The sequence below is a fragment of the Nanchangia anserum genome (assembly GCF_015240065.1).
GTDB classification, from domain to species: domain Bacteria; phylum Actinomycetota; class Actinomycetes; order Actinomycetales; family Actinomycetaceae; genus Nanchangia; species Nanchangia anserum.
Genome location: NZ_CP060506.1, coordinates 176,511 through 201,481, shown reverse-complemented (window position 1 = coordinate 201,481; position 24,971 = coordinate 176,511). Strand labels below are relative to the sequence as shown.

The 24,971-nt window shown below is 60.9% G+C and carries 24 protein-coding genes and 1 pseudogene; 15 read left to right on the top strand and 10 right to left on the bottom strand.

Annotated elements, in window-relative coordinates; all coding sequences use genetic code 11:
• Window position 1 precedes the first annotated feature (1 nt).
• Window positions 2-1,297, bottom strand: a complete 1,296-nt coding sequence (locus H8R18_RS00840; RefSeq protein WP_191071811.1) for an MFS transporter — start codon at window positions 1,295-1,297, stop codon at window positions 2-4.
• 147 nt (window positions 1,298-1,444) lie between these two features.
• Between H8R18_RS00840 and H8R18_RS00835 the strand changes: the two genes are divergently transcribed.
• Window positions 1,445-2,071 carry a TetR/AcrR family transcriptional regulator gene (locus H8R18_RS00835; protein ID WP_191071810.1) on the top strand — a complete coding sequence of 209 codons (627 nt, stop codon included), beginning with the start codon at window positions 1,445-1,447 and terminating at the stop codon, window positions 2,069-2,071.
• Window positions 2,072-2,095: 24 nt separating this feature from the next.
• On the opposite strand, the gene H8R18_RS00830 is transcribed toward H8R18_RS00835, so the two are convergent.
• From H8R18_RS00830 to H8R18_RS00815, 4 genes are all read right to left on the bottom strand, one after another.
• Window positions 2,096-4,234 (bottom strand): family 78 glycoside hydrolase catalytic domain, encoded by a 2,139-nt coding sequence (locus H8R18_RS00830; protein ID WP_227712917.1) that lies wholly within the window; start codon window positions 4,232-4,234, stop codon window positions 2,096-2,098.
• 735 nt (window positions 4,235-4,969) lie between these two features.
• Complete coding sequence (locus tag H8R18_RS00825; protein ID WP_191071808.1) at window positions 4,970-5,116, bottom strand: hypothetical protein; 147 nt, start codon at window positions 5,114-5,116, stop codon at window positions 4,970-4,972.
• Window positions 5,117-5,706: 590 nt separating this feature from the next.
• On the bottom strand, window positions 5,707-6,546 hold the full coding sequence (locus H8R18_RS00820) for an ATP synthase subunit B family protein (RefSeq protein ID WP_194189310.1): 840 nt from the start codon (window positions 6,544-6,546) through the stop codon (window positions 5,707-5,709).
• A 74-nt stretch (window positions 6,547-6,620) separates the two neighbouring features.
• The gene (locus H8R18_RS00815) at window positions 6,621-6,959 is read right to left on the bottom strand and encodes a hypothetical protein (protein WP_194189309.1); all 339 of its coding nucleotides are present in this window, start codon (window positions 6,957-6,959) and stop codon (window positions 6,621-6,623) included.
• A gap of 1,023 nt (window positions 6,960-7,982) precedes the next feature.
• Between H8R18_RS00815 and H8R18_RS00810 the strand changes: the two genes are divergently transcribed.
• The 5 genes from H8R18_RS00810 to H8R18_RS00790 all read left to right on the top strand — a co-directional run bounded on the left by H8R18_RS00810 (window position 7,983) and on the right by H8R18_RS00790 (window position 11,366).
• Window positions 7,983-8,804: a tyrosine-type recombinase/integrase gene (locus tag H8R18_RS00810; protein WP_191071806.1), complete on the top strand. Its 822-nt coding sequence runs from the start codon at window positions 7,983-7,985 to the stop codon at window positions 8,802-8,804.
• 23 nt (window positions 8,805-8,827) lie between these two features.
• Window positions 8,828-9,628, top strand: coding sequence for a ParA family protein (locus H8R18_RS00805; protein WP_191071805.1), 801 nt, complete (start codon window positions 8,828-8,830; stop codon window positions 9,626-9,628).
• 249 nt (window positions 9,629-9,877) lie between these two features.
• The gene (locus tag H8R18_RS00800; RefSeq protein ID WP_194189308.1) at window positions 9,878-10,075 is read left to right on the top strand and encodes a hypothetical protein; all 198 of its coding nucleotides are present in this window, start codon (window positions 9,878-9,880) and stop codon (window positions 10,073-10,075) included.
• Between the two features lie 101 nt (window positions 10,076-10,176).
• The gene (locus H8R18_RS00795; RefSeq protein ID WP_191071803.1) at window positions 10,177-11,019 is read left to right on the top strand and encodes an ATP synthase subunit B family protein; all 843 of its coding nucleotides are present in this window, start codon (window positions 10,177-10,179) and stop codon (window positions 11,017-11,019) included.
• Window positions 11,020-11,192: 173 nt separating this feature from the next.
• The gene (locus H8R18_RS00790; RefSeq protein WP_191071802.1) at window positions 11,193-11,366 is read left to right on the top strand and encodes a hypothetical protein; all 174 of its coding nucleotides are present in this window, start codon (window positions 11,193-11,195) and stop codon (window positions 11,364-11,366) included.
• Between the two features lie 912 nt (window positions 11,367-12,278).
• Here H8R18_RS00790 and H8R18_RS00785 read toward each other — a convergent pair.
• From H8R18_RS00785 to H8R18_RS00775, 3 genes are all read right to left on the bottom strand, one after another.
• A complete protein-coding gene (locus H8R18_RS00785) occupies window positions 12,279-12,797 on the bottom strand; it encodes a hypothetical protein (RefSeq protein ID WP_191071801.1) in 519 nt (172 codons plus the stop codon).
• A gap of 178 nt (window positions 12,798-12,975) precedes the next feature.
• Window positions 12,976-13,365 carry a hypothetical protein gene (locus H8R18_RS00780; RefSeq protein ID WP_191071800.1) on the bottom strand — a complete coding sequence of 130 codons (390 nt, stop codon included), beginning with the start codon at window positions 13,363-13,365 and terminating at the stop codon, window positions 12,976-12,978.
• Entirely contained in the window at window positions 13,362-14,144 is a 783-nt protein-coding gene (locus tag H8R18_RS00775) for a hypothetical protein (protein WP_191071799.1), read from the bottom strand. Before H8R18_RS00775 ends, H8R18_RS00780 begins: the two co-directional genes overlap by 4 nt.
• Before the next feature lie 110 nt (window positions 14,145-14,254).
• On the opposite strand from H8R18_RS00775, the gene H8R18_RS00770 reads away from it, so the two are divergent.
• The 9 genes and pseudogenes from H8R18_RS00770 (at window position 14,255) to H8R18_RS00725 (ending at window position 22,803) form a co-directional block, all read left to right on the top strand.
• Window positions 14,255-14,563: a hypothetical protein gene (locus H8R18_RS00770; protein WP_191071798.1), complete on the top strand. Its 309-nt coding sequence runs from the start codon at window positions 14,255-14,257 to the stop codon at window positions 14,561-14,563.
• A 30-nt stretch (window positions 14,564-14,593) separates the two neighbouring features.
• On the top strand, window positions 14,594-15,340 hold the full coding sequence (locus H8R18_RS00765; RefSeq protein WP_191071797.1) for a DUF8175 domain-containg protein: 747 nt from the start codon (window positions 14,594-14,596) through the stop codon (window positions 15,338-15,340).
• A 5-nt stretch (window positions 15,341-15,345) separates the two neighbouring features.
• Complete coding sequence (locus H8R18_RS00760; RefSeq protein ID WP_194189307.1) at window positions 15,346-16,017, top strand: hypothetical protein; 672 nt, start codon at window positions 15,346-15,348, stop codon at window positions 16,015-16,017.
• 17 nt (window positions 16,018-16,034) lie between these two features.
• Window positions 16,035-17,261: a hypothetical protein gene (locus H8R18_RS00755; RefSeq protein ID WP_194189306.1), complete on the top strand. Its 1,227-nt coding sequence runs from the start codon at window positions 16,035-16,037 to the stop codon at window positions 17,259-17,261.
• 6 nt (window positions 17,262-17,267) lie between these two features.
• A pseudogene (locus H8R18_RS00750) lies at window positions 17,268-18,751 on the top strand (SCO6880 family protein).
• 449 nt (window positions 18,752-19,200) lie between these two features.
• Window positions 19,201-20,322, top strand: coding sequence for an ATP/GTP-binding protein (locus H8R18_RS00740; RefSeq protein WP_194189303.1), 1,122 nt, complete (start codon window positions 19,201-19,203; stop codon window positions 20,320-20,322).
• A 433-nt stretch (window positions 20,323-20,755) separates the two neighbouring features.
• The gene (locus H8R18_RS00735) at window positions 20,756-21,541 is read left to right on the top strand and encodes a type IV secretory system conjugative DNA transfer family protein (protein WP_227712824.1); all 786 of its coding nucleotides are present in this window, start codon (window positions 20,756-20,758) and stop codon (window positions 21,539-21,541) included.
• Window positions 21,538-22,161 carry a TraG/TraD/VirD4 family protein gene (locus H8R18_RS00730; RefSeq protein ID WP_227712823.1) on the top strand — a complete coding sequence of 208 codons (624 nt, stop codon included), beginning with the start codon at window positions 21,538-21,540 and terminating at the stop codon, window positions 22,159-22,161. Before H8R18_RS00735 ends, H8R18_RS00730 begins: the two co-directional genes overlap by 4 nt.
• Window positions 22,162-22,191: 30 nt before the next feature.
• Window positions 22,192-22,803, top strand: coding sequence for a hypothetical protein (locus tag H8R18_RS00725; protein ID WP_194189300.1), 612 nt, complete (start codon window positions 22,192-22,194; stop codon window positions 22,801-22,803).
• Between the two features lie 698 nt (window positions 22,804-23,501).
• Here the strand turns inward: H8R18_RS00725 and H8R18_RS00720 are convergent.
• A complete protein-coding gene (locus H8R18_RS00720) occupies window positions 23,502-24,071 on the bottom strand; it encodes a hypothetical protein (RefSeq protein ID WP_191071791.1) in 570 nt (189 codons plus the stop codon).
• A gap of 68 nt (window positions 24,072-24,139) precedes the next feature.
• The gene (locus tag H8R18_RS00715; RefSeq protein WP_194189299.1) at window positions 24,140-24,634 is read right to left on the bottom strand and encodes an RCC1 domain-containing protein; all 495 of its coding nucleotides are present in this window, start codon (window positions 24,632-24,634) and stop codon (window positions 24,140-24,142) included.
• Between the last annotated feature and the right edge of the window lie 337 nt (window positions 24,635-24,971).

Below are 24,971 nucleotides of genomic sequence, written 5' to 3'. Positions count from 1 at the left end.
CCTACTTGACGTTGCGAACGAGGGGGATAATCGCGGCACCGACCAGTGTCAACACTGCGGCAATTCCCCACAGTAATGTGTAGTTGTGCGAGGCTCCAAGGATTGCCGGGGCTACGGCAGGTACAACGATCGTCGGAAGGTTTAAGGCCAGGGCGAATACCGCCATGTCTTTACCGGTATCCGCTTCATTCGGTAGCACCTGTGCACACAGTGCGAGATCCACGGTGAGGAACATAGCCTGACCAACCGCAAAGACCAGCCACGCAACAGTGAAGGTCGCGAAGTCGTCAGCCATTCCCGCGATCACCAAAGCGGTGGCCATGACGATTGCTGCGCCGATGACGAAGGGCTTACGCCTGCCTAGCTTGTCTGACAGCCACCCCGAGCAGGTAAACAAGAGGATCGAAACCGGTGCCGAATACAGCGACAGCAGTCCTGCCTTGCCGCCGGCTTCTCCGGGCGAATAGTGAAGATTTGTCACCAGATAGAGCACGAAGAAGCTCAGGAACGACGTCATGGCAATGCCGGCGAGGAATCGCGATAGCCACACCCATCCAAAATTCGGATGCTTGCGGGGATTCACAAAAAAGCCGGCAAAGAGCTGTCGTACATTCAGCGGCGGCACCTCATCTTTTCCGCACTGCGGGTCACGGAAGAGCACGAGTAAAGGAATAACGGTCACGACGGCGGCAACCACCGGTACCGTCATCATGAGGATCGGTGCGGCGACGAGGCGCCCGGCGAGCGCCGCACCGACTGGCATAGCCAGAGCGCCGAACATTCCCATGAAGCCCATCACGCGCGCCCGCAACCTGTTGGGAACCGCCTCGACGGGGATCACGGAAAAGATATTGAATGACGTTTGAGCGAAGAGGAAGCCGACGACATAACAGATGCCAATGGTGAGATAGCTGCTCGAGACGCCAATCCCGTACATGCATACGAGAGTCAACAGGTAACCGATAATGATCCACGGTCGGCGACGCCCAAAACGCGACGTCGTACGGTCGGACAGCGCACCGACCAGCGGCACGGCGAAGAGCAGAACGATGCCGGACACAGTAACGATCCGCGAATACGCCGTTGTTGCCATTGCCTCGTCAATGCTCGTCAGCCGCAGCTGGAGAGCCGTAGCCAAGGTGAGCATCATGAGATATCCGCCGGCGGCCGCCAGCAAGACGAGGCCGACGGTTCGCTTGGGGTTGCCGTAACGAGCGGCGATCATGCGCTCTTCGACGTCATCACCGGCGTCGACGGGTTTCGTTTCATCCGCTACGGGACGTGGTCTATTGGCCATGGTTTTCCCATCTGTTCGGGGCTACGTCGCCCACGGGAGGTACATCACTGTCATGACGCAACCACGCTAGCAAGCTTGACCATATCGGTCAAGTTTATCGAGGCTGTCGCCAACTAGACTGGGTCGAGGTCAACCACAGGGAGCACGATGATCCTCGACAACTCGGCCCACGACGCACGGGCAACCTATGCCAATGGGGAAAAACGTAGGCAAGAGCTCATCCGCAACGCGTTTTCCGTCTTCGCATCGCGGGGAATCCAGGGACTCTCACTGCGCCAAATTGCCCGGGAACTGGGCGTAAGCCATTCGCTCATCCTGCACCACTTCGGTTCAAAGGACGGGCTGATCGAGGCCGTCTTGACCGAGCGGATGCGGCTACAGCAGCCTATTCGCGAAGAGTTCATCGACCGCTACGGCTGGTTTGACGCGGTACCACACATCCTCGAGTACAACCTGACGTTTCCGGGCATTCTTAAGCTCGACACCCGCTTGCGTGCTGAGGCCGCAAGTCCCGAGCACCCGCTTCACACGTACATGGCGGATATGCAGCGCCAGTTCACCCAAACGATCTCAGACGAGCTCACACGAGAGAACGCGGCAGGACGCCTAAAGCCGGGGCTTGACCTCAACGCCGTTGCCAATCACATCGCCGCACTCGTGTGGGGACTACAGGACGCCTGGGTATACGATTCGACGCTCGACATGCCCGGGATTCTGCGCGCCTACCTCTCCCTCATCGCGGTTGATCCCGCCGACGGAGCCGCAACACCGTAGGCACCGATTGCCGCGCGCACCGCGTCACCTCCATGGTGCTGTGACGGCGAATTCTCCCCGCACCTCACGGACCTGCCCTCCCACGACCACTTCGGTCAAGGTCGGTGTCGATCCCGTCAACGTCAGCATTCCGCCGCCGATACGCCAGTTCACGACGACGTCACCGTGCGGGGTTCGAATGTGGCCACGCGCGTGCGTGAGACTCCCGCCCGGCCGCGGAGCAATCCGAATTCGGGCAAAACCGGGCTCAATCGCAGTCACGCCGAGAATCGTCCGATACATCCAGTCGGCCACCGCACCGAAGGCGTAGTGATTGAAGCTCGTCATTCCGCCCGGGTTGATACTGCCGTCGGGGCGCAAGGAATCCCAGCGTTCCCACATCGTCGTTGCGCCCATAGTGACGGGGTAGAGCCACGATGGGCACTCGGTTTGCTCGAGTAGCCGATAGGCCACATCGAGGTGAGCGGTGCTCGTCAGAGCATCAAGCACTTCCGGAGTTCCCGCGAAACCGGTACCGATGACATAGCCGTCCTCAGCAACAATCTTCGCCAGGTGCTCCCCACCTTGGCGGCGAGACTCGCCATCGAGAATGGCCGTATTGATCGCAAGAGAGTACGCCGTTTGAGCATGGGAGACCATCCGGGCCCCCTCACCGACATAGGCGCGCATAAAGGCAGTGCGCACGCGTTCGGCTACAGCCCGATAAGCTTGCGCCTTGTCTTCGCATCCCATTTCGTGCGCGATGCGGGCTGCAACGGTCAAGCTCCGCACAACGTACGCGTTAGCGACGAGATCCGGGTCGGTGCGTCCACGATTCGGGGCATCGGGTGGGGCAACCGGATCCAGCCAGTCCCCCAACTGCATTGGCGCGCGCCACAGCCCATCGTCACCGAGAAGACCAACGAGTTCATCGGCCCATGCAAACGCCAGATCAGCGTGCCGATCGAGGTACGTGCGTTCTCCCGTGAACCAGTAGAGGTTCCACGGCAGCAGAACCGCCACGTCGTCCCACACAGCCGTCGCAGCCGTGTCGTCGAAGGGAGCGTTCGTTGGAACGGTCGGGACAAACAGCGGTATACCACCGAACTCGCGCTGTTCTGCTGCAACATCTTCGAGCCAGTCCGACAAGAAGGGAGCAGAATCGGCAAGAGTCAGCGCCGCTGGAGCGAACACCTGAATGTCGCCAGTCCAGCCCAGACGTTCGTCTCGCTGAGGACAGTCAGTGGGCAGGCCAACGAAGTTTGACCGTAACGACCACTGGATGTTCTCGTGAAGTTTGTTGATCAAGTTGGATGATGTCTTCAGCGACGACGTGAGCTCAAGAGGGGTACGGATGACTCGCATACGGATAGAGTCACGCTGGATTCGGCAGACGGCGCCCTCAATGGTCGCGTAGCGAAAACCATGCACCGTAAAGCGCGGCGTGTATTCGCGCGCTCCTCGTCCCGCACCGATGAACGTGTCGATCGAACGCGCTTCGCGCAGAGGGCGTGTGCACAGCTCGCCGTCATAGAGGATCTCGGCGTGCTTGAGTGTCACGGATTCCCCACAGGCAAAATTAGCTGTGAAGGCGATGCGACCAGAGGCATTTTGACCAAAATCGATGAGCAGTGAGCCGTCGGGGCGCTCGTCAACGGAAACCGGCACGATCTCCTCAACTGTGGCGATCGTACGCGATTCGTTGACTACGAGCGTTTCGGTAACCGGAGTGACGTGCACGGGATCGCCCTCGCCCATCAGCCATTCCTGATCGTCCTCCCGCTCGTCATACGTCTCGCCGTCATAGAGGGCTGCCCGGGGACGCGGGGATGTCCATAGGCTCCACGTCTCATCGGTATCAACCGTGAGCGTCTCGCCACTAGCACAGGTGATATCGAGGTGAAGCAGGGCCGCCTGATCGGTGCCAAATAGGTTGACATGTCCGCCTTCGAAACCGAAACGCCCGCGCCACCATCCGTCCGCCATGTCGAGACCGATCGTGTTGAGTCCAGCTTTGAGACTGTTCGTGATATCGAGGATGCAATAGGGGTGCCGCGAACGATAGCTGAACCACCCGGGCATCAACGTCTCGTTATGTGCGATCTCCCCATTCACGAGAAGATCTACTACGCCATGTGCACTCACATACGCCCTCGCATGCGTGACAGTCGACGGGATCGTCACACGTGCGCTCACGCGCCAGGGACGCGTTTCCGCTCCTCGATCTTGTGACGGGGACGGACCAATCCACTGCGCCTGCCATCCAGGTGTCACCACGGGCTGCCTCCTTGCATCGCGACGTCAACAGCACATCAATATAGTCCATATCGGTCTATTTCTGTACCTCGCGCGCGCTACTTCACGAACGGCGCCGTCCCAACACATACCTAACATCGCGCGCAATCCGCCCCATTCGGCGACCTACCAAGCCTGAAGAACCACACTGTTGGGCAACCATTGACCTGCTCCCCGTGAACGCGCTACCATCAGTTTCATGCAGGCTGTCGGACGTGAGCCGATGACCTGCCGGGTGGGTCATTTACCTGAGCGTTTTGATGAAACGCAACGAGGGTGATGGCTGCTGCGATAGCCTCGATGATTGGTGCTGCATTCCCACCAGCACGCACCTCATCGAGGCTTCGCTTTTGTGCGAGGTCTCTTTCGCCCCCACTAACCTCATCCCCCCCTCTGCACTCACAGGTCCAACTACCTCATAGACGGTGCGATCGTGGCGCGGCTCCGGGGAAGCGCTGACCAGCCCAACCACCAGTCACGGCAAGGCGGGCAGGGAAACGAAAGTCCCGGCGTTGGAACCGGCAGGTGAATCGCGTCCAGGCCTAGGCGCGCCCCGTCGCGCGCGCTATACTGCAACTAAACGGGCAGGCCGCCGGGTGTGAGCCGACGACCTGCCGTGGTGGGTCACCCCACCAGTGTTGCGATCGCATGGATCAACAACACCGTAGCGGTGATGACTGCTGCGAAGGCCTTGATGATTGGCGCTGCATTCTCGATAAGAAGGCGCCGCATCAAGGCCTCGCTATCGCGTGAGGCTTTCTTCTTGCCCACCGACCTCACCTCCCTTCCGCACTCAACGGTCCAACTACTTTCCAGGTGGTGACCGTGGTGTGGCTTGGGAGAGCCGCCACTTATCCTAGCGCCTCACCCCTCACACCGGTGTGAGGCAGGCAGACAGGCCCCGACGTACGCGGACGGGCAGGGAGGGTGTGAGAAACGTGTGCCGGTCTAGGCACGGCGCGCCTAGCGGGCTATACTGGAATAGATCGGGCGGGCCACCGGCTCTACTACCCCGGCGGCCCGCCCTAAGTGGGTCACCTACCTGAGCGCTTCGATCAGAAACGCAACGGCGGTGATGACTGTAGCGATAGCCCTGATGATTGGCGCCGCGTTCTCAACTAGCAGGCGCTTCATCGGGGCTTCGCTTTTGCGTGAAGTCTCTTTTTTCCCCACTGACCTCACCCCCTTTCCCGCACTCACCGGTCGGACTGTTTTACAAGCGGTGTGACCGTGGCGCGGCTCAAGGAGAGCCACCAACCAGTCTAGCGGCTAGCACCGCCAAGCAAGAACGCCCTAGAGATAGACCAAGCGGGCCCCGACGATACTGTCGGGACCCGCTTGAGTCTTGTTAAAGCGCGTAACTAGTCACACGGGATAGGCCAGGAATTGCCCTCGGTGTCACCACGGAAGCAATAGTGATGTGTCTTCCCGTCCGTGGGAATCTTGTAAGACCCATCAGGGTTGGCCTCGTGCCACGTGGTACTTCCACCAGAACCACTGTTCGTGTTCGATTGCGGGGCAGGCGCCGGGGCAGCCCCGCCACCGTTGTTCGTGCGTGTAGAACGCTTAGCCGACCCGTTAGCCGACGTGCCCGAACGCTTCTGGCCAGTCACACCAGACTTATTCGATGTCGCACCCGTGCCACCACTCGTGGCGGGGGCTGACTCGGCAGGGGCAGTCTCGACCGGCTTGTCCTTCACCGTGGCGCTAAACGCTTCTACCGCGGCAGCGACCTTGCCCGACGCCTTCGTCAGACCCGTAGTCGAGGCCGACAGCTTCGAGGTTTGCGCCTTCAACGCTTGCGCGTCGGTCTTATCGACCTTGACCCCACGCGTCTTCTTCGCATCCTCGACCAGTTTCGCCGCGTCGACTGTGGCCTTGTCCAGTTCCGTGCGCTTGGTCGCGTCGAAGTCTTTGCCCTCAGCCGCGCTCACCGCCTGGCTAGCCTTGGTGAGACTGTCTTCGAGCTTGCTTTGGGCCTGCTCGTTCGCCCTAACCTGGCTAGCCCAGGCGTGCTCAGCGGCTTGGGTAGCCTTCTGGGCCTTATCGGCTTGCCACCACCAGGCCCCGCCAAGAGCCAACACGATCACCACAACCAGGCCAACAACAGCCGCGATCTTGCCACCACGACCCTTCTTCCCAACGGTCTCACTCGCCTCAGATTGCCCCACCACCGGGGTGTCCTCACTCCACACGTCCATCGCTTCCTTCCTTTTCGATAGGGATAAACAATGTCAAAACGACCGCTCAGACGCACTTATATTTGAAGTTTTCGCTATCGCAGGGCATCCGCACCTGTATGACGGGCTAGGCTGAGTAGGATAAGACCAAACATCATCATCACGAGGGACAGCATGGCCATCACGGCAATGACATTGGCCCCGAATTGCACCGTGTAATTGATGACGGCCTCAAATTCGTCGACTCCGCGTGCTGGCAAACCTCGACGCCAACGTCTTTTCTTTCCCGCCCTAATCGCTATCTTGAAGATCAGGCAGAGAATGAACCAGCACGTCATGACAGTCACGGCAACCCGGCAAGGGAAGAGGATCGACGCAATATCGACATACTTCAGCCACCGGACCCAAGGTGCGCCCTGCACTTCGCCGCCCACTCCGATCGCGCACGTGAGAAAGACTCCTAAAACGGTACACGCCGCAACCGTTAGCCAGATCCACCGGAACGTCCACGCAAAGCCGTCAGACGGACATTCGCGGGGGATCCACCGGGAGGGGCACCGCCGATCCCACCAGGAAGACGAATACGGTTCAGGGTACGGGTAGAACGCACGATTAGCCCACCGAATGCGGAGTTTACGCCACCAGGTTCCACCTGACTGGGCGGGGCCTCCCTCCTCATAGGACCGCACGGACTGTTCCACCCATGTCGTCGTGGTTACCTCGACCATCCGAGCGGTCGCCGTCGTCGTCACCACGCCGCCACTCGGCTCGCGCATCTCAACGGGGTTCATCCACTGTGTCATTGCTCTTTTACCTCCTCAGTATCCAGACTGGCACCCACCGCATACCTTTTAGTCGGGCTTATGAGGAGTAGCTCCGGCGATGCAGACTGCATCGAGGCACGCGCGTCAGCTCGCGGTGAACCGAGGCACACAATGTGAAGACAAGCGAGCGCCCGCAGGCGCTCGCTACAATGGACTCGTACAATGGACTCGGAGGATTCGCCGACGTGGGTTCCTGCGCCGTTTCAGCCTCAGAAGGCTCCGTCGGCGTCTGATGTGGTGCGCCCACAGGGGCTCGAACCCTGGACCCACGGATTAAAAGTCTTTGCCCGGCGGTGCGCCGCTGTGGCGTGTTCGGGCGTTTTTTCTTGGTCGAGTGGCTGGCAATTCCAGCATAGCGGGCTATGTCGGCACGGCTGGCGCTGCCGGTGTGGCTGGCCGTGCTGGCATGGCTGCGTTGGTCCCGTTTCTATCGGTAACGGTCTAGGACTGGGCTCCCCTGTTGGGTGTGTCTTGGTTACTCGCTTGGGTTGGTGGCTGGCGTTGCCGTCTATGCGGGTATTGCTGGCTATGCCGGCTTGGCTGGATAGGCGGGCGTGGCCGTCCGGGCTGGTGTTGCTGGTTTGGCGGGTGTTTTGCTTGTGCTGGCGGGGCTTTCTTCGTATTCGTGTGCGCGTGGATATTTTGCGTTTATGGGAAGAAGCCTTGTTGGCTCAAGGGGTGCGGCCTCGCACGATCTATGAACGGTTGCGTGTGATGCGTGCGGTGGCGCGGGCGTGTGGCAAGCCGGTTGAGGAGTTGACCTCATTCGAGATCACGCGGTTTCTCGCGGGTTACTACCATCCGTGGACCCGCTATGACTACGCCTCGATTTTGCGGTGTTTCTATAAGTGGGCGCTACTGGCCGGCTTGCTGGAGACAGACCCGATGGCGCGTGTGATGGCGCCGCGTCTGCCTCCGTATCAACCGCGCCCGGCCAACATCGATCACTTGCACGCGGTGCTGGATTCCCCTTTGCACCGCACGACACGTACCCGTGTCATGTTCGCGGCCTTCGCTGGGTTGCGGTGTTGCGAGATTGCACAGCTACACCGTTCAGATTTTGATTTCGATGCCGGCACGTTGTTGGTCCATTCCAAGGGTGGCCGGTTGGATGTGATCCCGATTCATCCGGTGCTGGTCTCGCGTGCTCGCGGGTATGAGCCGGGGTATCTCTTCCCGGGTTCCCATGATGGTCATGCCTCGCCGAAGTCGGTCTCGGCCTCGATCTCTCAGGCGTTCCGCCGTCTTGGGTTCCCTGATACTGCTCACCAATTGCGGCACTTGTTCGCGACGCAACTACTGCGTGAGGGTGTGGACTCGCGTGTGGTGCAGACCTTGATGCGGCATGTGTCGCTGTCGACGACGGCGCGTTATCTCGGGGTCGATCACGCGTTGCAAGTCCAAGCCCTAGAGCGGCTGCCCGATCGATTGATCCCGGACACGATCGCGTTTTGAGAAGCATAGATAAGGAGACTGACATGAGTGATGCGCCCTTGGTGATGGCGTTGTGTAACCAAAAGGGAGGGGTAGGCAAGTCCACGACGGCCTACCATCTGGCCCGCGCTGGTGTGGTTGCTGGCATGAGCGTGTTGGTGGTCGACATGGATCCCCAAGGCAACCTGACGAACGTGGCTTCTAAAGAGCTGTTGGCTGAGACCGCGCCCGGGGTCGCGGACGTGTTGAGTGCTCGCACGCGTCTTGGCCTGGGTGATGTGATTGTGCCGGGCTTGTGGGAGGGGCTGGATGTGGCCCCGACGATGGGAGAGTCGCTGGCCCTTGTCCGTGATGAACTGGTGATCGCTGGTGCTGGGCGTGAACGCCGCCTCACCGATGAACTGGGCAGGGTCGGGGCGGGGTATGACTTGGTGCTTATTGATTGTGCGCCCTCGCTGGATCAACTCACGATTAACGCGCTTACTGCCGCTGATGTGGTGGTCGTGGTGACACAGGCACGGTTGTGGTCGGCTAACGGCCTGGTGCGGCTGCTGGACACGGTTCATTTGGTGCGTGAGGCCTATAACCCGCGGTTGCGTGTGGGCGGGGTGATCGTGAATGCGCATGAGACGTTGACGCGGTCGGGCAGGCATTGGCATGACGAACTGATCGCGGCTAGCCAGTCGGCTGATCTGGCGTTGCTTGCCCCGCCGATCCCTAAGCGGACATTGATCGCGGACGCGTGTGAGGCCTCGCAAGCCCTCGACGAGCAAGGCAATCTCGGGGCGGAACTGGCGGGGATTTATACCGATCATTTGGCAACACTGATGGGAGGTGAACACTAGATGGCTACCAACACGGCAACGAACCGGCGTGGCTTGAACTCGGCACTAGCGGGGTTGTCCCCGGTAACGCACTCACCTACCGGACACGCCCTAACCGGGCCTGGCGAGACTGGCCCGGCTGGCATGGGTGGCGAGGCGGGCCAAGTCAGCAAGGCTGGTATTGCTGGCCAAGCTGGCGGGGCGGGCCAAGCTGGTGAGGCGGTCGCGGCAACACCGGTGACGCAGGCCTCGCGCAAGCTGACTATTAGGGTGCCTGAATCGTTGTTGACGCGTGCGCGTCAGGCGTATTTGCGCCATGGTGCCCCGCGTGGGGTGTCGTGGTCGGTGTGGGTGTGTGAGGCCGTATCGGCACAGGTTGGCCGCATTGAGGATGACCTCAATGGCGGGCAGGCCTTCGCCGCGGAACCCGTGCGGCTGCCGCGCGGGAGACTGCCCGGGCAGGGATAAGCCCGTCCAAAAGGTATGCGGTAGGCGCAATACTGAAAATCAAGCACATCGAAGCCGCGTGGTGGAGATGATGCGTGTCCCTATCGAAAAGGAAGGAAGCGATGAACATGTGGAGTGAGGACACCCCGGTGGTGGGGCAATCTGAGTCGAGTGAGGCCACGGTGAAGAAGGGGCGTGGTGGCAAGATCGCGGCTGTTGTTGGCCTGGTCGTGGTGATCGTGTTGGCTCTTGGTGGGGCCTGGTGGTGGCAAGCCGATAAGGCCCAGAAGGCTACCCAAGCTGCCGAGCACGCTTGGGCTGGCCAGGTCAGAGCGAATGAACAGGCCCAAAGCAAGCTCGAAGACAGTCTCACCAAGGCTAGCCAGGCGGTGAGCGCGGCTGAGGGCAAAGACTTCGACGCGACCAAGCGCACGGAACTGGACAAGGCCACAGTCGACGCGGCGAAACTGGTCGAGGATGCGAAGAAGACGCGCGGGGTCAAAGTCGATAAGACGGACGCGCAAGCGTTGAAGGCGCAAACCGCGAAACTGTCGGCCTCGACTACGGATCTGACGAAGGCGTCGGGCAAGGTCGCTGCCGCGGTAGAAGCTTTCAACGCCACGGTGAAGGACAAGCCGGTCGAGACTACCCCTGCCGAGTCAGCCCCCGCCACGAGTGGTGGCACGGGTGCGACATCGAATAAGTCTGGTGTGACTGGCCAGAAGCGTTCGGGCACGTCGGCTAACGGGTCGGCTAAGCGTTCTACACGCACGAACAACGGTGGCGGGGGTGCGGCCCCCGCGCCTGCCCCGCAATCGGGCACGAACAGTGGTTCTGGTGGTGTCACGAAGTGGCATGAGGCCAACCCTGATGGGTCGTACCGGATTCCCACTGATGGGGGTAAGCACGAGTACTGTTTCGAGGGCGATACGGAAGGCAATTCCTGGCCTATCCCGTGCTGGTAAACCTCACTAGGCCAACTAGCACACACAAGACTCAAGCGGGTCCCGACAGTATCGTCGGGGCCCGCTTGGTCTATCTCTAGGGCGTTCTTGCTTGGTAGCGCTAGCCGCTAGACTGGTTGGTGGCTCCCCTTGAGCCGCGCCACGGTCACACCGCTTGAAAAACAGTCCGACCGGTGAGTGCGGGAAAGGGGGTGAAGTCAGTGGGGAAAAAAGAGACTTCACGGAAAAGCGAAGCCTCGATGACGCGCCTGATCATCAAGAACCTGGCGCCAATCATCGAGGCCATCGCGACAGTCATCACCTCAACAGCGTTGCTGATTCAAGCAATCGCAGCACTGTCTAGGTGACCCACTTAGGGCGGGTCGTCGGGATGCATCCGGCGGCCCGTCCGATCTATTCCAGTATAGCCCGCCAGGCGGGCCGTGCCTAGACCGGCACACGATCCCCACGCTCTCCCTGCCCGTCCGCGTACGCCGGGGCCTGTCTGCCTGCCTCATATCGTCGCCAGTGGCGAGGCGCTAGACTTGCCTGTGGCTCCCCGGAGCCGCGCCACGGTCACACCGTCTATGAGGTAGCTGGACCGGTGAGTGCGGAAAGGGGGTGAGGTTGGTGGGTAAGAAAAAGGCCTCGCGGAATAGCGAAGCCCCGATGTGGCGCGTAATCATCGAAAACACAGCGCCGATCATCAGGGCCATCGCGGTAGCCATTACCGCCGTCGCGTTTCTCATCGAAGCGCTTAGGTAGGTAACCCGCCTAGGACGGGTCGTCGGCTGCAACCGGCGGCCCGTCTGATTAGTTGCAGTATAGCGCGCGCAACGGGGCACGCCTAGACCTGGACGCGATTCCCGTCTCCCTTACCCGTCCCCGCATGTTGGGGCCCGTCTGCCTGCCTCACACCGGTGTGAGGGGTGAGGCGTTAGGATGGGTGGCGGCTCTCCCAAGCCACACCACGGTCACACCACCTGCAAAGTAGTCAGACCGTCGAGTGCGGAAGGGAGGTGAGGTTGGTGGGTAAGAAAAAGACCCCACGCGAAAGCGAAACCTCGATGCGGCGCCTGCTAGTCGAAAACGCAGCGCCAATCATCGAGGCAATCGCTGTAGCCGTTGCTGCTGTCGCGTCTGTTATCCAGGCGTGCAAGTAGCAACCCACCACGGCAGGTCGTCGGCTACCACCCGGCGGCCTGCCCGTTTAGTTGCAGTATAGCGCGCGCGACGGGGCGCGCCTAGACCTGGATGCGATCGTTAGCGTCTGAGGCGGCTTAGCCGCTTGCTGAGGACTCCAGCGCCTTTGTCGACTGTGTCAGTTCCTTGGTCAGCTTGACCGCTTGCGCGCTCGTCTTGCGCAGCCGCTCAGTGTTTGCCTTGATATCGTCTGCCCCGCCCTCTGCTTGCTCTACAGGTGTTTTTAAGAATTCCTGGGCTTGCATGACCAGCTCACGTAGATGCTTTTCCTCACCATAGGGACAGCTATGCCCCGCACAGGTATCAATAGCCGCCCGGGCGCTCCTCGTCGCATCGGACAGCGCCGCCATATCGGCTGCTGCTGCCTTCACTACGGGCGCTTCATCTGCTTGCGCCTGAGAGCAAGCTGCCGCCTCAAACCGCCAAGCCACTACTGCGAGGACAATAAGGAGCACAAATAGCGCAAAGCTACCCAAATCAGCGACGTCGTTAAGCGTCAGTTCTCCACCATCATTGGACGTGTCGTCCACATACTGTGCTTCTTCCCGGCTTCTGATGTCGCTTGCCCCATGGCCGGGGCGGGTCTTCGTTCTCATTGGGTACCTTCTCTCAGGTTGTCTGTAGCTGTTGCGTTTGTAGAGGGGGCCGCCCGTATGTTGGCGGTTTCGCCCAGTCCATCTCGCTCACTGGTGGGTGTCGCATGTCACGTTTTAGGTTTTGGTTGGTGTCGATCTGGGGTCACATAGTGACCCCAGATAGGCGGGTGTGTCGGGGTTATTGCGTGAGGTGTGTCACGGGTGGGAGTTGGTGCCACGGGCATGATGTGGTCAGGGTGTGGTAGGCCCATGTGTTCTTTCCTGTGGCTAGGGCGAGGTTGCGGGTTTCTTCTAGTGAGTGGGTGTAGAGCGTGGTGGGGTCTTCGTCGGGGCGCCCGGTGGTGGTGAGGGCGTAGTCGGTGGAGCTTTCGACGAGATTGTCTAGGGATGGTGCGGCTAGTTCGCGGGTCCATCCGGTTGTGTAGGTGGTGAGCGTGGTTTGCCACCACGTGCCTTCTGGTGCGTCATGTACGGCGTCAATGCCGTACATGGGTGCGTTTGGTGGTGGTGTGGTGAGGGAGGGCGTGTAGTAGGTGCGGGTGAACTCGACGTTGAGTTGGTGGCTCATAGACTCTGTTCCTGCTTGTTCTCGCGCGTGTGGATGTCGTTAAGGAAGTAGGCGGTGATGGCGTCGAGGAGGGGTTGGGCGCGGCCTGCTTTGATGTCGGCGCTCATGCGTTCGTAGTCGATCCCCCATTCGCCCTCGCCCTTGTTGTCGCCTTCGCTCGGGTCGCCTTCGGGTGGGGGTGTGTGGTCGTTTGCGGTATTAGCGTTAACGAACACGGACCCGTCTGGCTTGGCTGGCTTGGCTGGCATGGTCGGGCTGTCCTGGTTGGGTGTTGCTTGCGGGCTTGTTTGCCCTGGTGGTGTGGGGGTTTCTGGCTGTGCCGGCTGGTGTGGCTGGCTTTGCCCGCTTTGCTGTATCGGCTGGCTTTTGTCTGCGTGTGGGGTGTGTACGGGTGTGGGTGTGATGCCGAGTTGATCGAGCCAGTCGGCGGGGTTCGCCTGTGTGGGTGCGGGTAGGGCTGGGGGTGGTGCGGGTGTGTGGGGTGTGTAGTGGTCGATGAAGGCTGCGAGGGTGAGGTCTTTGTCGCCGGCGTGGGACTTGTAGCGGCGGCGTGTGGGGCGGTTGTGGCGGATACCGATGATTTGGTCTTCGTCGATGGTGAGCCAGTGTTTTGTGCCGGATTCTAGCCAGGTGCAGGTGATGGTGCGGGCTTTGGCTCTGGCGGCGTCGGCAAGAGTGGTGAGGGCTTCGGGCAGGGTGCGTGGGAGCGTGGTACCTGCCCATGTGAGGTTAACCCGGTTGGGGCCGATGACTTCTATGGTGGCGGCGTTGGGTCTCACGGTGCCTCTTCTTTGTCCTCTCAAGCTGTTTGATGTGTCGTCTTGTTGTGGTGGTGTGCGCACGTGTCGCTCTAGTGGGGAAGGTTGTTTCTCGATTGGAGGCGGTTCATATGTGGCTACATGATGCGGTGATGCTTGGTGGGGATGTCGTGCACGCGGCTATGCCGGTCTTTGCTGACTTTGATCTCGACATCCACCCGACGCCCCCGCCGGGGGCCGAAAAGATCTCGGAGCTGTTGAACATGCTCCAGTGGGTGTGTGCGGCCCTCGCGGTTGTGGGCTTGATGGGTCTGGGGGCCACGCTGATGTGGAGGCGCCACAATGGCGGTGAGAACGGTATGGAGAAGCTGCTTATGATTTTTGGCGGCCTCGTCTTGATTTCCACTCCCGTTAGCATTGTGTCCTACTTCGTCAAGTAGGCGCGAGTGCGAGTGTGAAGGAGTCGGGCAGTGGCTAAGTTGGTGGCGGTTCCGCGTTGGCTGATTGCGTGCGTGGTTGTTTGCGTGGTGTGCGCGTTGGGGGTTCTTACCTGGCACGCCTTGACTAGGGATAGCAACGCTAACGAAGGCGAGGCAGCTTCGGCGTCGTCGGAGTTTGATGAGGGCGCGACGTTGGCTGGGGATGATTCGGAGTCCTTGTGTGGTCTCTCTGATGCGGATCAAACTGGCGGCCCGCCTGAATACTGGCTCCAGTGGGACTGGGAGGCGTATTTGTCGCCGATGGCGAGCGCGGAAGGTCACGGGCCTGGTCGTGTTAATGATCGTTTCCCTACCTGTTACGCGCACACGCCCAAGGGTGCGACGTTGGCGGCTATCAACTGGACGGCCCTGTGGGAGTCGCCGTGGCGGGTTAAGACGTATCGACAGCGTTTCACGGGTAAAGGCTCGATGCGGGTTCTGCAGAGGTTTAGTGATTCATCTGAGCGCAAGCTTGCTGCGGGTATGGAGTCCGTGGCGGTGCCGTGGGTGAGAAGCGAGAAATATAGCGACAATCACTATCGAGTGATGACGGTGGCGGCGTTCCCTAACGGTAATTGGAAGATGATTACTCACCACGTTGTGTGGTGGAAGGGCGATTGGTACATGTACAACGCCGAGGGAGACTGGGAAGAGAACATCCGCCCGGTCACCCAAGATGACCTCGACAAACTGGGCGGGTTCTATCCCACTGGTGTTAACCCGCCTGATTGGGAGTAGGCGCGATGAGGCACACGTGGATGAAGCGCCCTGGCCTGGGCGCGGTGCTGGTACGGCTACTCACGGTCACGGCGGTGGTGTGGGGTGGCGTGATGGTGGCTCAGCCTGCCTTAGCCGCCCCCACGCCGCCGCCTGGCGAGCAAGGCGGGGCCGTTCTGGATCCGAAGTATCTATCGGAGCCGGTTGATTTCGCGGCGGCGATGGAGAGGGCCGAGCAAAACAATCCCTTGATGAATAGGGGTTCGCAACAGAAGTCGAAGGCCGAAGAGATGGAGGAGCTTCGCGCTGGCGGTAAGTCCGATAAGGACGCTAAGGGCACTACCGGTGCGAAGAAGGGCAAGGACTCTAAAGAGGCTAAAGACTCTAAGACGTCTAAGGACTCCAAGGAGTCTAAGGATGAGAAGTCGGATTCGTCGGCTAGCAAGGCTGGGTCTGATGCGGAGAAGAATGCTGACGAGGACTCGAACGAGAATGACGACAAGGAAGAGAAGGCGAGTCTATACGACAAGCTGAGCCAGCCAATCACGGCGGCTGCCTCATACCTGTATAAGACGGTGTTTGATACGGCCTTGGCCACACCGTCGCTGTCGTTTACGACTGGTACTGGTAATGAGATCTTTCATCTAGTTTCGGGCCCGCTGTCGTGGATTGGTGGCGTCGTCTTCGGGGTGCCCTGATGGCGTTTGGTGCACGCATGACACTGTCGCTGGGGCGCAACAACGTTGCTGAGCTGGCTAAGGGGCTGGCGCTGTTCTTGTTCTTCTCTTCGATGTGGGCGGGTCTTGTCGCGGCGTTCTTGTCGATGTGTGACCTGGTCACGATGGGGTTCATCAAGGCTAGCGGCGTTGGATCTGACGATGTTTTCAAGTCGATTTCGGAAACGGCCCGCCTCATCACGTGGGGGTGGGAACGCGACGCGGAAGGAAACCCGACGAGCCACGGCATCCTTGAAACGCTTTTCGACATCTTTGATGACCTCCCCGGCCCCGACGACTTCGTGCGGGGCATCATGTCGTTCTTCTTGGTTATTGCCGGGTTCACACTGAACTTGTATATGGGTTTCCGTTATGGATTCTTGATTATTTTGGTGGCGGCTGGCCCGTTGATGGCGTCGGCTTACTTGACCGGGTTCGGCAAAGAGTGGGCCGGGCGGTTGGTCCAGTGGGTGTTGGCGTGGGGCGTATTCAAGCCGGTAGCGGCCTTGTTGCTTGTTACTGCGGTAACGCTGTCGAGTTCAAGCGATCTCCAAGACGCTAGCGGGAAACCGCTGTCGGCTGCTATGGCGGGCATGATTGGGTTCGCCATGTTGATGTCGGCGTCTATGTCTTTACCGGCGTTGGTGAAGTTGTTGGTGCCTGCCGCGGGTGCGGTGGGTTCCCAAATGCCGGTTAAGCCTGGGGCGATCCTTGGTGGGGGTCTGGCGGTTGTTGCTGGTGGCGCGCAAGTCGCTCTTGGGGCTAAGCGTGCTTCTGGTGGGTCTTCTGGCTCTGGCGGGTCTGGCTCGGGTGGCAAGTCTGGTAAGGCCGGGGCAGACTCTAGTGCTTCTAGTGGCCGGGGTGGTGGCTCTGGTGGGTCTGATTCTGGTTCGGGTAGTGCTGGTGAGTCTGGTGCTAGTGGTAGCCGTGACGCGGGTACGCGTGCGGGCTTGAAGGAACATCAGTCCGAAACTGCCCGCCCGCAAGATCACGCCGGTGGTAGCCAGGGTGGGTCTAGTGCGTCTGTGGGGGCTTCTGCCGCGGGTGCGGCGGGGTCGTTTGCGGGTGCCGGGGTGAACCTTGCTGCCGGGAACGTGGCTGGCGGCCTGATTCAGGGCGCTCAAGGGGTTGCCCAGGCCGGCCAGGCCGTGTCTGAGGGCGTTAATGGGGCTACCGCTGAGGGTTCTTCGGACGAGACCGGTCCCTCGGGTGCTCAAAGCGCATAGGCGGGTGTGGGTGTGAAGTATCAAAGCGAAGTTGGTTACGGCAACTGGCATCAGGCCCGTAGCGCGGTGTTGGGGCGGTTTTCTGCTCTGGCTACCGTGGTGATGATTGGCGGGCTTGTCGTGTCGGTTGTGGCCAATATGGCGTTCGGCCTCATGGGGTTGTTTACCGGTTTTACTGTTACCGCACTGGCGACCGCTCTGATCCAGTACGAGCCAGAGGGCGGACACAAGCTTCCAACACTGTTAGGAATTCGTATGGCATGGTTTAGGGCCAAGACGCGACGCGAGAGCGCGTTCGTGGGTGGGTTGTTGAACGAGAAGGCCCGTGGGGCGGCGCAACTGCCCGGGGCGGGAACAGCGATCGAGCTGTGGGACTGCCAAACCGGTAGCGGTGCCGATTTCGTGTTGATCGAGCATAAGCGGGTTAACGCGTTCTCGGTGGTATTCGAGACGGCCCCAGAAGGTAATGACCTAGTTGATGCGGGCGTGGTGGATCAGCGTGTGGCCGTGTGGGGTGCGTTCTTAGCCGATTTGGGGTACGAACCTAACCTCATTGGTGCCTCGGTAGTGGTCGAGTCTGCCCCGGATATGGGTGAGCGGTTGCGTAACAACATCGTGCCGCGCCTATCTGAGGCTGCACCCGCGGCGGCTGTGGCGACGATGGAAGACGTGATGGCTACCTATCCCGAAGGCGCGGCCACAACCTCGGCTTATGTGACATTGACGTGGTCGGGTGAGCATCAAAAGCGTAGTGAGCTCGCGCGTGAGATTGCCTCGCGTGTGCCGGGTTTGGCTGCGGGGTTGAACGGGTGTGGGGCTGGCGGTATTTCGCTGGTGACTGCCCCGCGCCTAGCCAGGATTATTCGCCAGTCTTATGACCCAGATTCCGCGGCGTTTTTGCTGAGGCGGATGCGTTGGGTCAACGCGTGGATGTGTCGTGGAATGATGCGGGCGCGATTGGGGCGGCTGCCCAGTGGGACTGTTACCTCCATGAGGGGGCACGCTCGGTGACGTGGGAGATGTCGGGTGCCCCGCGCGGGATCGTGCGTTCATCAGTGCTCGAACACTTGTTGGCCCCTCATCACTCCATGCGTCGCAAACGCGTCACGATGCTTTATACGCCAATCTCTGCGGCGCAAACCGCGAAACTGGTTGAAGAGAACATCCGTAGCGCGGATCAACGTGTGCGCGGTACGCAACGTGCGAGTGAGCGTGAGCGTAAGCAACAAGCCGATGCGTATAAGACGGCTAGTGAGGAAGCCCGCGGCGCCGGCCTGGTCGATTTCGGCATGTTGGTGACGGTCACGGATGTGTTCGATGGTGATTTCGAGCCGATTAGTGCCGCGGTGGATGGGTTAGCGGCCTCAGCCAAGCTGCGGCTACGCCGGTGTTGGGGCCATCAAGATTCCGCGTTCTTGGTGTCGCTGCCCCTGGGTGTGGTGCCTGCCCGTTATGACTGGGCGCCGGCGAAGTTGAAGGAGTTGATGTGATGAGGCTTCGCAAGTCCCGCCGTGGTGCTCATCGTTCGGTATCGACCTATGCCCAACGCCAAGCCGAGGCCAGGCGTGCCGAGGAAGCGGCTAAGCGGGCGGCTCGGCGTGCTGAGGACGCGGCAACACCGCCACGCATGGGATGGGGTGGTGCGTGGAGTGGCCGGGCGTCATTTATGACTGATGTACCGAAGTGGCGAGCAACCACAGTGCAAGCGTGTGGGTTGTGGCCGTTCGCAACAGGCTTGGGTGCACCGGCCCACGGTGTCCCGTTGGGTCAGACTGGGGACGGGTCGACGGTGTGTTGTGACCCTATTACGTGGTTTGAATCCGCGAACTTGATCTCTAACCCCTCCGCGTTCGTGCTGGGCCGTCCCGGCCTGGGTAAATCCACCCTGTTGAGGCGCATGTGCCTGGGGTTGTCGGCGTTTGGGACGCTACCGCTAATCTTGGGCGATACCAAACCGGACTATGTGGACTTGGTGCGTGCCCTGGGTGGCCAGGTGATCTCGCTGGGGTCTGGCCGCGACGTGTTAAACCCGCTCGATGTGGGCGACGTTGACGCGGTGGCCGGGAAGTTAAGTGGGCGTGAGCGTGAAGCACTGATCGGTGAAGGCAAGGCACGTCAACTCCAGATGGTGTTGGCCCTGTTACAGGTGGTGCGGCGTAACCAACCGGTGAGTGATCGCGAGGAAGCGATTATCTCGCGTGCCCTCGATGTGTGGAATACGCGCGGGAGTGGAACACCGCTGCTGTCTGATGTGGTGGCGGTGATTGATTCTCACCCTGACGCCTGCGACGCGGTGGCACTCTCGCGTGGGGATGCTCGGGCCTATCGGGCCGCCACGGATCAGTTACAGGCGTCATTGTTGGCCCTGTTGACGGATCGGTGGGCGCAATTGTTTGGCCATCACACAACCACACCGATGCGTCTAGACCGCCCCGTCGTCTTCGACGTGTCTGATCTGGATCGGCAGTCTAACGACGTGTTGGGGGCGGTGTTGTTGACGTGTTGGTCCTATGGGTTTGCCCAAGTCAATCTCGCCCAAGTCCTCCAAGACGCCTCGCTTATGCCTCAACGCCACTACTTCATTGTTATGGACGAGTTGTGGCGGATCCTGCGGGCTGGGCAGGGCATGGTGGATCGTATTGATGAGTTGACCCGGCTTAATCGCACGCGTGGGGTGGGGCAGGCGATGTGTACCCACACGATGAAGGACCTCATGGCGCTACCCAATGAGGAGGACCGGATGAAGGCGTGCGGGTTCGTTGAGCGCTCGGGCATGGTGATCTCTGGCGGGCTGCCGGCTAATGAAATGCCACAGTTGACGTCGGTGGTGCCGATGTCGGGTAAGGAACAAGCCACGCTGGCGTCGTGGACGAATCCGCCCTCATGGAATAACGATCTAGGCCACGATGCTCCCCCGCCTGGGCGGGGAAAGTTCCTTATCAAGGTTGGTGAGCGCCCCGGTATCCCCTTCCAAGTTCGTCTCACCCAAGCCGAACTCGCGCTCAACGATACGAATAAGCGTTGGTCGAACACGACGAGCGCGAGACACCGCCGTGGCTAGCGTGGATACGGAACGCTCCCGGCGGGCGAGTCGGGGCCTAGAGTCTTATGCCGCCCTCATTGTGTTAGCGGTTGTACTCTTAATCGCCCTGGTCGTGTTGGTGCCGTGGCGCCTGGGCCTGGCCTGGGCTGGCTACACCTTCGACTCGGTACCCGGTTTCATATTCGCCGCTCTTAGTGGCGGGGTGCCGTGGGTGTGGCAGGCCAGTGTGTGCGAAGGCATCCTCGCACTCTTTTGTGTCAGTACAGGTGTGTTGTGGGTGGTGTCGCGGCGGCGGCGAAGGGTGGCGCGGGCGAAGAAGCATCAACGTACCCGTATGGAGCGGGCGGCGGACTTGATGGGTGAGGTGACCCCGGCCTCGCGTGTGTCCTTTACCCAAGTGGTCGCTAAGGGGGCACGCTTTGGGTTGGATGCGTCGTCTTCGGGGTTTTGGTTGGCAGAGACCGTGAAGTCACGCGAGAAGGTCTATATGGACTGCGAGGATGGTCTATTGGCGATTTGTGGGCCGCGTGTGGGCAAGACGACGTCGCTAGCGGTCCCGATGATTTGTGAAGCGCCCGGGTCGGTGTTGGCTACCTCGAATAAGCGCGACATTGTCGATCTGCCGCGCGCGATTCGGGCCAAGCGTGGGCGGGTGTGGGTGTTTGATCCGCAAGGGATCTCGGGTGAGCCGCCGACGTGGTATTGGGACATGATCGGCTATATCAACTCTGCTGAACGCGCGATGGAGATCGCGACGGTGTTCATGGATTGCAAACCGGGTGGGGGCGATGCGACGAACGCGGGATTTTTCCGCGAGATGGGCCGTAACCTGTTGGCCGGCCTGTTCCTGGCCGCCTCGCGCTCGGGGGCGGGTATTGACGCGGTGCGTGACTGGTTAGCGGACCAATCGGATCAAACCCCGCTGCGCATCTTGCGTGAGAGCGGGGATATGGGGTTGGAACGGTATTTGCGCGGGATCTATCAGACCAACCCACAACAGCGTGATGGCTACTTCGGGGAGGCCTCATCGTTTGCCAACGTGTTCTTGTTTGATGAGATCACGGATTGGATCAGGCCTAGTCCTGGGCGTGAGGCGTTCGATATTGAGGCGTTCGTGCGCTCGGGTGCCAACTTATCCCCGGCCAGGTGCGGCGTCCGCAGACGTTGTTCATGTTGTCGGCGGAGAACTCGGCGAAGGAGTGTCCGCAATACATTACGGCGCTTACTGTCGCGGTGACGCGTACAGCCGAGACGATCGCGGCGACACTACCTCATGGGCGTCTGGATGTGCCGTTATATGCGGTACTCGATGAGGCGGCGAACGTGTGCCGGTGGGGTGCGTTGCCGAAGATGTATTCCCACTATGGCTCGCGTGGCATCGTGTTGGCCACGATCCTTCAGTCCTATGCCCAAGGTCGCAATGTGTGGGGTAAGGAGTCGATGGATGCGATGTGGTCGGCGGCGACAACGAAGTGTTATGGCGGGGGTTCGTCTGAGGTCGAGTTCTTGCGGAGCCTGTCGCAACTGGTTGGGGAGTTTTGGACTCAACACGTCTCGGTGTCAACCTCGGCACACTCCCCGGGTGTGTCGAGTTCGCGGCAGGTGTCGAAGGAAGACATTTTCAGTGCCGCGGACTTGGCGGCTATCCCGCGTGGCTACATGGTGATGTTGGCATCTGGTGAGGAGCCGTTGTTGGTTAACACGGTCCCCTATTGGTCGCGTCCCTATGGTGGCGAGGTTGGCCAGAAGCCTGCTCGCCGTCTCAACCCGATCCCCGTTGTAGAGGCAGAGGTGGATGGGGGCGCGGGGCCGGTGTCGTTTACCCCGCGTGAGGGAATCAGGATTGGCCAGCCCTAACAAAGGGGCGAGGGTGAGGAGAGATTAAGCATGGATGGACATAGCACGGATGAGGCATCGACGAGTGTTGGTGAGGCTACCGCGACGGTTACCGAAGCGGTCAACCGGACAAGTCACGTGGCGTATTCGGTGTTGACTGAACTGGCGTGGGCCAGGGAGCGGGCCAGGCGTGAGGAGAACGCGCTTAAAGCTGCCGAGGCGAGAGCCGATAGGCAGACCAAGCGTGGGGAGCGCATGACTGCCGGGCTGCGCCGCAAGGTCGAGGCCGCGATGAAGAAGCTCAATGACCCCGAGGTGGCTAAGGAGATAGCCGCCGGGGATGAGTTAGGCGATTTGCTCGAACAAGGCCGCGCGCATGTGGCGGCTGGTGGGTCGCGTGAGGAGTGGGACAAGGTCTTTAACACGATTGAGAAGAGCGATCGGGAGGCGGCTAGGCAGTGGCGGGAGCGTTTCGATACCGCCGCTAAAGAATACGAGACCGCCAACCCCGTCAATGGGGACGCCGCGGGTGAAGAAGGACGCCACGGGCAAGGCGAAGACGGCGAAGGCGGCTCAGGAAGGCCCCGTCGTCGACGAGCACGATCACTCCACCCACACCACGGACAAGGTGGCGGAAGAAGAGGAGAAGACGCGGAAGGCTAGCCAGGCCAGTGAGTCGGTTAAGAGTAATACTCTTAATGAAGAGCAACCGGCAGAGGAGGCGGCCCACACTGAGCGCGAGCCCGAGCGGGCCTCACGCGATGGGAGCGCGCGTCGAGATGGGCGTGAGGTAGCTGGTGAGGCTATGGTCGGTGCCCTCGCGGTTAAGGCCTCGATGGTCCCGCCCGATAGTGAGCGCTATCGCGGCGAATCGTCGCCGCTGCGGCCTGGGGTGAATCATCGGGTGAATGTGGCGATGGGTGCCCACGAGGGTGCCCCGTTCAATGATGTGGAAGGCCACAAGGCGGCTGCTGCTACCCATGAACACACCCAAACGGTGGAACACGCGCGCCTGAACACGCACACGCACACAAATATGGGCTAGACTAGGTGTCGAGTCCGGTTCTAGTCACAGCCGGTTATGGTTGGGCCGGCTGCACGTGACGCGTTTGGTTCATGGACGCGTCGCGTGATGTGGGGAGATTCGAGTGCCTTGCTAGTAATTGGGTGAGCAAGGTTGGGGCGGATCTTTTCGACTAGAACCACTTTCGTGTTGTGTGCCCGGGGTAAACGGATGCCCCGGGCACACGTGTATCCCCCCCCCACACCCCCGCATGTGCGGGGGGATGTGTTGCCTATAAGAAGGGCGCGTCCTCGCATCGATCGATGCGAGGACGCGCCCTTCCTGCGTGTGGTGGTGGTTAGGCGGTGGGTGCCTTGTGGCGTCCGTGTCCGCGCGTGCGCGCATAAGCGCTCACGCCCGCACCAAGCACGATGGAGGTACCGGCTGCGGCAAGGAGCGGGAACGTGTACGAGGTCACGCCCGTCTCGGCCAACTGGGTGCCACGTGCGGGCACGTACACCTGCCGGGTCGCCTGGTTGGTGCCACGGGTCGGCGTGTAGGCGTGAACTCGATTCGAGGTGTTCGTGGTGGGGCGGGCCGGCTGTGTCACGGTGCCGGTGTTCCCGGTATTGCCGGTGTTTCCGGTGGTGGGTGTGGAGGGCTCAGGCTTGGGAGCCGGCTCGGGGGTCGGTTCTGGTTCGGGGGCTGGGGCCGGGTCAGGGTCGGGGTTGGGTGCTGGGGTGGTGGTGCCCGTGCCGGGTGTGGGTGCAGGATCAGGGGCCGGGTCGGTGGTGTCACTGGCCGCAATACGCGTGCCGGGCTGGTCGCCCTCGGGGGTGAGGGTGGCCGTGTAGGCCGGGACGGTTAGCGCGCCGGTGATGGTCGCGGTGAGCGCGAACACGGCGAGTGAGTGGGACAGGTTCTTCATCTCTTAATAGTCCTTGTCTTTGAGAACGGGCCAATATGGTCACTAGGGAATGCGCGGGTGCGCACACGCTAGGGGTTGAGGACGGTGGGTGGCGCGGTGGGACCGGTGGCGGGTAGTTGGTGATAGCCGTTATTACCCCAACCGATAATCGCCCCGTCGCTGCATGTGGCGTAGGTGGTGTAGCCGTCGGTGGCCAGTTCACTGATCGGCTTGTGGGCAGGCAGTTTCACAAGTGCCGCGGCGGGGGTGGTGGAGGTGGTTTGGCCAAGGGTGTTTTGGCCCCAACACCACACGCTCGTCCCGTTCGATGCGCACGCGTGATCGACTCCCACACTTAGCGAGGTGATGGGGGTCTTTGTGGTGATGCCCTCCACAGGTGTGGGCGGGGTGGGTTTGTCTTCGGTAAGGGAATTACCCCAACACACAACCGTGCCTCCGCTTGCCGCACACGCACTAGCGGTCGCGGTTGACAAGGCGGTGATCTTCTTGCCGTTAAACGCACTGATCTGGCTGGTGGCACTCTCGGAGATGTTCGTGTCGCCGGTTTGGGCGTGGTCGTTCATGCCTTGACAGGTCAACCCCTTCCCGTCTTTGCCCGGGTAACACACGTAGTTACCGCGTGCACTGGCCCCAACCTGGCGCTAGATGCCGCGACTGTCGGGGTCTTGGGTGTGGAGTCCGCCTGTGGGGTCAAGGTGAGGACACCAACCGCGATAACCCCGGCGATAGCGAGGCCTCCCACGGCTGCTGCCGCGATCTTCTTAACCGTGCTGGCCTTGGCGGCTGGCGTGTACTCGGGCATGTCGCTTGGCGGGGTCTGCCAGGTCGCCTCTAGCGCTGGCGGTGTCGTCGAGGGCTGGGCGGGTGTGGTGTGTTGAGTGGGCAAGAGCTTGGTAGTGG

Excerpts from the sequence above, each read along its gene's own strand:
- H8R18_RS00755 (WP_194189306.1), top strand. The coding sequence starts at position 16,035 with ATGACACTGTCGCTGGGGCGCAACAACGTTGCTGAGCTGGCTAAGGGG.
- H8R18_RS00835 (WP_191071810.1), top strand. The coding sequence starts at position 1,445 with ATGATCCTCGACAACTCGGCCCACGACGCACGGGCAACCTATGCCAAT.
- H8R18_RS00840 (WP_191071811.1), bottom strand. The coding sequence starts at position 1,297 with ATGGCCAATAGACCACGTCCCGTAGCGGATGAAACGAAACCCGTCGAC.
- H8R18_RS00805 (WP_191071805.1), top strand. The coding sequence starts at position 8,828 with ATGAGTGATGCGCCCTTGGTGATGGCGTTGTGTAACCAAAAGGGAGGG.
- H8R18_RS00715 (WP_194189299.1), bottom strand. The coding sequence starts at position 24,634 with ATGAACGACCACGCCCAAACCGGCGACACGAACATCTCCGAGAGTGCC.
- H8R18_RS00720 (WP_191071791.1), bottom strand. The coding sequence starts at position 24,071 with ATGAAGAACCTGTCCCACTCACTCGCCGTGTTCGCGCTCACCGCGACC.
- H8R18_RS00770 (WP_191071798.1), top strand. The coding sequence starts at position 14,255 with ATGTGGCTACATGATGCGGTGATGCTTGGTGGGGATGTCGTGCACGCG.
- H8R18_RS00780 (WP_191071800.1), bottom strand. The coding sequence starts at position 13,365 with ATGAGCCACCAACTCAACGTCGAGTTCACCCGCACCTACTACACGCCC.
- H8R18_RS00760 (WP_194189307.1), top strand. The coding sequence starts at position 15,346 with ATGAGGCACACGTGGATGAAGCGCCCTGGCCTGGGCGCGGTGCTGGTA.
- H8R18_RS00785 (WP_191071801.1), bottom strand. The coding sequence starts at position 12,797 with ATGAGAACGAAGACCCGCCCCGGCCATGGGGCAAGCGACATCAGAAGC.
- H8R18_RS00795 (WP_191071803.1), top strand. The coding sequence starts at position 10,177 with ATGAACATGTGGAGTGAGGACACCCCGGTGGTGGGGCAATCTGAGTCG.
- H8R18_RS00820 (WP_194189310.1), bottom strand. The coding sequence starts at position 6,546 with ATGGACGTGTGGAGTGAGGACACCCCGGTGGTGGGGCAATCTGAGGCG.
- H8R18_RS00725 (WP_194189300.1), top strand. The coding sequence starts at position 22,192 with ATGGATGGACATAGCACGGATGAGGCATCGACGAGTGTTGGTGAGGCT.